The 6,788-nt window shown below is 55.5% G+C and carries 7 protein-coding genes; 2 read left to right on the top strand and 5 right to left on the bottom strand.

Translation table 11 applies throughout. The features are described from left to right. Window positions 1-277: 277 nt before the first annotated feature. Complete coding sequence (purH, locus tag B3511_RS01520; protein ID WP_286772197.1) at window positions 278-1,867, top strand: bifunctional phosphoribosylaminoimidazolecarboxamide formyltransferase/IMP cyclohydrolase; 1,590 nt, start codon at window positions 278-280, stop codon at window positions 1,865-1,867. 15 nt (window positions 1,868-1,882) lie between these two features. Beyond that, window positions 1,883-3,175, top strand: coding sequence for a phosphoribosylamine--glycine ligase (gene purD, locus B3511_RS01515; RefSeq protein ID WP_046887165.1), 1,293 nt, complete (start codon window positions 1,883-1,885; stop codon window positions 3,173-3,175). Window positions 3,176-3,216: 41 nt separating this feature from the next. On the opposite strand, the gene B3511_RS01510 is transcribed toward purD, so the two are convergent. The 5 genes from B3511_RS01510 to hemE all read right to left on the bottom strand — a co-directional run bounded on the left by B3511_RS01510 (window position 3,217) and on the right by hemE (window position 6,757). Beyond that, window positions 3,217-3,909, bottom strand: a complete 693-nt coding sequence (locus tag B3511_RS01510) for a DUF1481 domain-containing protein (protein ID WP_207293797.1) — start codon at window positions 3,907-3,909, stop codon at window positions 3,217-3,219. 11 nt (window positions 3,910-3,920) lie between these two features. Further along, window positions 3,921-4,193 carry a nucleoid-associated protein HU-alpha gene (gene hupA, locus B3511_RS01505; protein WP_002445246.1) on the bottom strand — a complete coding sequence of 91 codons (273 nt, stop codon included), beginning with the start codon at window positions 4,191-4,193 and terminating at the stop codon, window positions 3,921-3,923. 186 nt (window positions 4,194-4,379) lie between these two features. Beyond that, window positions 4,380-4,970 carry a YjaG family protein gene (locus B3511_RS01500; RefSeq protein WP_286772192.1) on the bottom strand — a complete coding sequence of 197 codons (591 nt, stop codon included), beginning with the start codon at window positions 4,968-4,970 and terminating at the stop codon, window positions 4,380-4,382. Between the two features lie 41 nt (window positions 4,971-5,011). Continuing rightward, the gene (gene nfi, locus B3511_RS01495) at window positions 5,012-5,683 is read right to left on the bottom strand and encodes a deoxyribonuclease V (protein WP_040077661.1); all 672 of its coding nucleotides are present in this window, start codon (window positions 5,681-5,683) and stop codon (window positions 5,012-5,014) included. A 9-nt stretch (window positions 5,684-5,692) separates the two neighbouring features. After that, a complete protein-coding gene (gene hemE / locus B3511_RS01490; protein ID WP_207292780.1) occupies window positions 5,693-6,757 on the bottom strand; it encodes a uroporphyrinogen decarboxylase in 1,065 nt (354 codons plus the stop codon). Window positions 6,758-6,788: the final 31 nt, after the last annotated feature.

Genomic DNA, 6,788 nt, shown 5'->3' with positions numbered 1-6,788 from the left:
TGGAGGCGCATTATAGGGAGTTCTCTGCAGGCCGCAATAGAAAAATGACATAAAAATGACTGACTGCTGCATTCCCCAGCAAAACCCCGCTTTATACCTGATTACACACAGACTTATCCACAATGCAGCGAAAAAGTGAAAAATGACGAGCGGTGCGCAAACGTTTTCGTTAAAATGCTCGCGCTAAATAAAACGCCCCGCAAGGTGTGTTAGCTGAGTTTTTCTAAAGAAAATTCACCTAACGCTCTCTGTAATCGTGAAATCCAGGGGATTTACCATGCAACAACGTCGTCCAGTCCGCCGCGCTCTGCTCAGTGTTTCTGATAAAGCCGGTATCGTCGAATTCGCTCAGGCGCTTTCTGCACGTGGTGTAGAGCTGCTGTCTACTGGCGGTACCGCTCGCCTGTTAGCAGATAAAGGTCTGCCGGTAACCGAAGTCTCCGATTACACCGGATTCCCGGAAATGATGGACGGACGCGTCAAAACCCTGCACCCGAAAGTTCACGGCGGCATTCTGGGCCGTCGTGATCAGGACGACGGTATTATGGAACAACACGGGATCGCGCCGATCGACATGGTTGTCGTTAATCTGTACCCGTTCGCCCAGACCGTTGCCCGTGAAGGCTGCTCGCTGGAAGATGCGGTAGAAAATATTGATATCGGCGGCCCAACCATGGTGCGCTCCGCTGCCAAGAACCATAAAGATGTCGCCATCGTGGTGAAGAGCAGCGACTACGACGCCATTATTAAAGAGATGGATGCCAACGAAGGCTCTCTGAATCTTGAGACGCGCTTCGACCTGGCGATTAAAGCCTTCGAACACACTGCCGCCTACGACAGTATGATTGCCAACTACTTCGGTAGCCTGGTGCCAGCCTATCATGGTGAAAGTAACGAGCCTTCCGGCCGCTTCTCTCGCACCCTGAATCTCAACTTCATTAAGAAGCAGGACATGCGCTATGGCGAGAATAGCCACCAGCAGGCTGCCTTCTATATAGAAGAAGAAGTTAAAGAAGCTTCTGTTGCCACCGCACAACAAGTACAGGGCAAGGCGCTCTCTTACAACAACATCGCGGATACTGACGCCGCGCTGGAGTGCGTGAAAGAGTTCAGCGAGCCAGCCTGCGTTATTGTGAAGCACGCCAACCCATGCGGTGTCGCGGTAAGCACCTCTATTCTGGATGCTTACGACCGTGCTTACAAAACCGACCCAACCTCCGCGTTTGGCGGCATCATTGCCTTTAACCGCGAGCTGGACGCCGAAACCGCACAGGCCATTATCTCCCGCCAGTTTGTTGAAGTGATCATCGCCCCTTCTGCCACCGAAGAAGCGCTGAAAATTACCGCCGCGAAACAGAACGTGCGCGTACTGATTTGCGGTCAGTGGGCAGAGCGCGAACCGGGCCTTGATTTCAAACGTGTTAATGGTGGTCTGCTGGTACAAGATCGTGACCTCGGAATGGTAAGCGAAAAAGACCTGCGCGTTGTGAGCAAACGTCAACCTACCGAACAAGAGCTGCGTGATGCGCTGTTCTGCTGGAAGGTTGCCAAGTTCGTTAAATCTAACGCCATCGTCTATGCGAAAGAGAACATGACCATTGGCATAGGCGCAGGCCAGATGAGCCGCGTCTACTCCGCTAAAATTGCGGGTATCAAAGCGGGCGACGAAGGTCTGGAAGTAAAAGGCTCCGCCATGGCGTCTGACGCCTTCTTCCCGTTCCGTGATGGTATCGACGCGGCTGCTGCAGTGGGCATCACCTGTGTGATCCAGCCTGGCGGCTCTATCCGCGATGATGAAGTGATTGCCGCAGCCGATGAGCACGGCATCGCGATGATCTTCACCGACATGCGCCATTTCCGTCATTAATTCCCGGAGCAGACAATGAAAGTATTAGTAATTGGTAACGGCGGGCGTGAGCACGCCCTGGCATGGAAAGCCGCGCAGTCTCCACGGGTCGAAACCGTTTTTGTGGCCCCCGGCAATGCCGGCACGGCGCTGGAACCAACGCTGCAGAACGTGGCGATTGGTGTGACGGATATACCCGCCCTGCTGAGCTTTGCTCAGAGCGAGAAGATCGATCTGACCATCGTCGGCCCGGAAGCGCCGCTGGTAATTGGCGTTGTTGACGCCTTCCGCGCGGCAGGCCTGAAAATCTTCGGCCCGACCGAGGGCGCCGCTCAACTGGAAGGCTCCAAAGCCTTCACCAAAGATTTCCTTGCCCGTCATAAGATCCCGACGGCGGAATACCAGAACTTTACTGAAGTCGAACCCGCGCTGGCTTATCTGCGTGAGAAAGGCGCCCCTATTGTTATCAAGGCGGATGGCCTGGCCGCCGGTAAAGGCGTGATCGTGGCGATGACTCTCGAAGAAGCCGAAGCTGCCGTACAGGATATGCTGGCAGGTAACGCCTTTGGCGACGCGGGCCATCGTATCGTCATCGAAGAGTTCCTCGACGGCGAAGAGGCGAGCTTTATCGTGATGGTTGATGGGGAGCATGTGCTGCCTATGGCCACCAGCCAGGACCATAAGCGCGTGGGTAACGCAGACACCGGCCCGAATACCGGTGGGATGGGCGCTTACTCTCCTGCGCCTGTGGTCACTGACGAAGTGCATCAGCGCACCATGGAGCGCATCATCTGGCCTACCGTGAAAGGGATGGCCGCAGAAGGCAATACCTATACCGGTTTCCTGTACGCGGGCCTGATGATCGATAAGCAGGGCAACCCGAAAGTCATTGAGTTCAACTGCCGCTTTGGCGATCCGGAAACCCAGCCCATCATGCTGCGCATGAAATCGGACCTGGTCGAACTCTGCCTGGCAGCCTGCGAAGGCAAACTCGATGAGCAAACCTCTGAGTGGGACGAGCGTGCCTCTCTGGGCGTGGTGATTGCGGCGGGCGGTTATCCGGGGAGTTACAACACCGGTGACGAGATCCACGGCCTGCCGCTGGAAGCGATAGACGGCGCGAAAGTGTTCCACGCCGGCACGACGCTGGCAGACGACGATCGTGTCTTAACCAACGGTGGCCGCGTACTGTGCGCGACCGCACTCGGACACACCGTTGCTGAGGCACAGAAGCGCGCCTATGCGCTGATGGCAGATATCCACTGGAACGGCAGCTTCAGCCGCCAGGATATCGGTTATCGTGCGATTGCGCGTGAGCAGGGAGAGTAATTCCCCGTCACCCTAACCCTCTCCCTCAAGGGAGAGGGGACTTAAAAACTCTTTTCCGTCGGCTGCCAGGTACAGAAATCTTCGTTCGCCACCAGTAAAAGCTGAGAACCTTCCGGCGCCTCAAGCCACGCGATGCTGACTTCCATAGAAGAGTGACGCTGACGACGTTCAATATGTTCGGTGGCCCAGGACTCCAGTTCAGGCTTCACCGTCTGCCCCTCACAGGTTGTCACCGTACCATCGCTATGCCAGCGCCCCTGACGCAGCACAACCCGCCCCTGACGCAGCGCATCGCTGGTCTGACGGATTTGATCGGCACGATAACGGTAGAGCGCGATTTGGTCGCTGGAGAGTTGCTGCTTTTGCCCCCCCGTTTCGTGCTGCATAAAGCTCAGCTCGCCGCGGTCATCAAAACGTATCCGCACATGTTCCGGGGTGGCGCTGTAAATGTTCAGTTCGATAAGGGCGAGAGTATCACCTTGCCAGCGGTATTCACTGGTTGTGGTACTGCCACTATGCCAGGGGCTGAAAGCGGAAAGCAGGTGAACGTCGTCGTCTGAATCTTTACGCCAGATACGCACTGCCCCCTGATTATCGGCATATCCGCTGGCGGTAAAGGCCGGCAGAGAGGCGTCGCGACTACAGGCAGAGAGCAACAGCACGCCTGCCAGAGCCAGGGCCTGGCGCCAGACAGACAAAAGGGGCGAAACCGCCCCTTCGTTAAAACTGTTCACTGCCACGCGTCTTACTTAACTGCGTCTTTCAGTGCTTTACCAGATACAAAAGCCGGCACGTTTGCAGCGGCGATTTTGATCTCTTTACCGGTCTGCGGGTTGCGGCCAGTACGCTCAGCGCGGTGGTTCACTTTGAAGGTACCGAAACCTACCAGTTGTACAGCATCGCCTTCTTTCAGAGACTCAGTAATTGCAGCCAGGGTGGATTCCAGAGCAGCTTTAGCCTGTACTTTAGACAGATCAGCTTTGTCCGCAATTACATCAATCAGTTGAGTCTTGTTCATAAGTTATCCTTTCAATGTGTTTATCGCTTGCTAAGCATCGAGTGCGACGAAAATGCCAAAAAAGCACTCTCCTGCATACACGCACCGATAGCCACTTATTTTCGCCCCCCAAATGTAGACCAGACGGGGGGCAGAAGGGAAGAGTGCAGGCATGACAAAACAGGCGTTAAATCACGTTTTGTTGTCTCAGTGGTTAATATTTATACCAATATTACTCTCACCCGCCTCACGCAAGTCTGCGCGCAGACCTTTAATCAGCTCAATGTCGCGTTCTTCGCACTCTGCCAGCAGGCGGAAAATTTCCCACTGAATGTCCCACTCTTGCTCAACCGCCGGGTTCGCTCTGAGCTCTTCGTCGGTCATTTCACGCCCTTCCTGGGTCATCTCCAGCATCGCAACCGTTGTGATAGAGGCCTTACTGACCTCAATGGCATGCTCCAGCGTTTCGCCACTTAGGCGGGAGTGGATCAGTTCACTTAATGCCACGCAGGCATCAATCGCCGGATAAACGCCATAGACTTCGTAGTCGTCTGCCGCAGGAATCGCCTCTTCCAGCTTCTCGAGCTGAGAGTCGAAATTCACCTTCGCATCTTTCACCGTCAGCGTCTCCCACACCAGGTCGAGGATGCGGCGATAGATCTGCCCCTCACCAAACGCCGTCTCTTTGCAGAATACGGCGTAGTTGGGATACATGCGCTCGCAAAGACAGGCCATAAAGGTGACGTGCTGCCAGCTCTCCAGCTTCTCAAGGCGCAGATGAATCGGGTTTTGTAACATGATGAGATCTCTAATCGGAAATTAGCCGCAGTGTACCTGAATCAGGGCTGAATTTCCTGCCAACGAACAAATGCCGGACGGCCTGATGCCACGGCATCCGCCCAGCGCGTCGGCTCGGGCAGACGGTAGCCTTTCATGCAGCGCTGTACCCATGCCAGGGCGGTGTCGGTACTGACCCGATGCCCGGTTGCCACAAACAGCGGATTGCAGCGCGCTTTACTGCGCCAGACCCATGCCAGCTGTTCGTTTTTGTCTATCAACGGTGCCAGGGCGCCCGGTTCGGCAGAGAGTGGCTCAAACTTGCCGCACAGGCGCTTTTTCGCGACCCCGATAGTAGGAACATCGACCAGCAGGCCAAAATGGCTGGCGACGCCTAAGCGACGGGGGTGGGAAATGCCATGTCCATCAACAAACAGGAGGTCAGGTTTTTGTGAGAGTTGCTCCCACGCTGCCAACAGCGCGGGATATTCGCGAAAAGAGAGGAAGCCCGGAATATAGGGCATGGTGGTGGCAATACGCGCAACCTTGTACTCCACCAGCTCTAACGACGGATACTTCAGTATCACCATCGCCGCCCGCGTCACTTCGCCACCCTGCTCAAATCCGACATCTGCCCCGCCAATGTACTGCGGAGGATCCGTATCCAGACGATCCTCTCGGATCACTGATGAGGCCAGTTCAATTTGCTGAGCGCGTAGCGACGCGAGATCCATAACCACTCCTTAAATATGATACTGCGCAGAAAGCCGGTGCACCGCCTCCACAAATACGCCTGCATGCTCAGGCGGTACATCCTGATGAATACCGTGGCCGAGGTTAAAGACGTGGCCTTCACCCTGGCCGAAACCAGAAAGTATAGTCGACACTTCTTCTTCAATACGCGCAGCCGGCGCATAGAGCATGGAAGGATCCATATTGCCCTGTAGCGCGACTTTGTCGCCCACGCGACGACGCGCATCGGCGATATCGGTGGTCCAGTCGAGGCCCAGCGCATCACAACCGGTCTCCGCCATGGCTTCAAGCCACTGTCCGCCGCCCTTGGTAAACAGAGTTACAGGCACGCGACGACCTTCGTTTTCACGCAGCAGGCCATCCACAATTTTGTGCATGTAATAGAGCGAGAATTGCTGGTAGTCACGACCGGTAAGCACGCCGCCCCAGGTATCGAAAATCATCACCGACTGGGCACCCGCTTTAATCTGCGCATTGAGATAGAGGGTGACGCTCTTCGCCAGCTTGTCGAGCAGTGCGTGCAGGGCTAACGGATCGGCATACATCATCTTTTTGATCAGGGTAAAGGCTTTGCTACTACCGCCTTCTACCATGTAGGTCGCCAGCGTCCACGGGCTACCGGAGAAGCCAATCAGGGGCACTTCCCCCTTCAGCTCACGACGAATCGTTCGCACTGCGTTCATCACATAACCCAGCTCTTGCTCCGGATCCGGGATGGGCAGGTTATCGATGTCGGCTCTGTTTTTAATCGGAGAAGAGAAGCGTGGGCCTTCACCGGTTTCGAAATAGAGGCCAAGGCCCATCGCATCCGGAATGGTCAGAATATCCGAGAAGAGGATCGCAGCATCAAGCGGATAGCGGCGCAGCGGCTGGAGGGTCACTTCGCAAGCCAGCTCGGCATTTTTGCACAGCGACATAAAATCGCCGGCCTGAGCACGGGTGGCTTTGTACTCTGGCAGATAACGGCCAGCCTGGCGCATCATCCATACCGGGGTGATATCAACGGGTTGGCGCAGCAGCGCACGCAGATAACGATCGTTCTTCAGTTCGGTCATTGTTGCAGTTCCTTAAGCGTCATGGCCTCAG

The organism is Leclercia sp. UBA1284 (assembly GCF_002308415.1).
GTDB classification, from domain to species: domain Bacteria; phylum Pseudomonadota; class Gammaproteobacteria; order Enterobacterales; family Enterobacteriaceae; genus Enterobacter; species Enterobacter pneumoniae.
Note: the sequence above shows the minus strand (reverse complement) of the source record. Positions and strands in the feature narration are given on the sequence as shown.

What these genes read in the sequence shown, in the direction of transcription:
- hemE (WP_207292780.1), bottom strand. Translation starts at nt 6,757, where the DNA reads ATGACCGAACTGAAGAACGATCGTTATCTGCGTGCGCTGCTGCGCCAA.
- B3511_RS01500 (WP_286772192.1), bottom strand. Translation starts at nt 4,970, where the DNA reads ATGTTACAAAACCCGATTCATCTGCGCCTTGAGAAGCTGGAGAGCTGG.
- hupA (WP_002445246.1), bottom strand. Translation starts at nt 4,193, where the DNA reads ATGAACAAGACTCAACTGATTGATGTAATTGCGGACAAAGCTGATCTG.
- purD (WP_046887165.1), top strand. Translation starts at nt 1,883, where the DNA reads ATGAAAGTATTAGTAATTGGTAACGGCGGGCGTGAGCACGCCCTGGCA.
- nfi (WP_040077661.1), bottom strand. Translation starts at nt 5,683, where the DNA reads ATGGATCTCGCGTCGCTACGCGCTCAGCAAATTGAACTGGCCTCATCA.
- purH (WP_286772197.1), top strand. Translation starts at nt 278, where the DNA reads ATGCAACAACGTCGTCCAGTCCGCCGCGCTCTGCTCAGTGTTTCTGAT.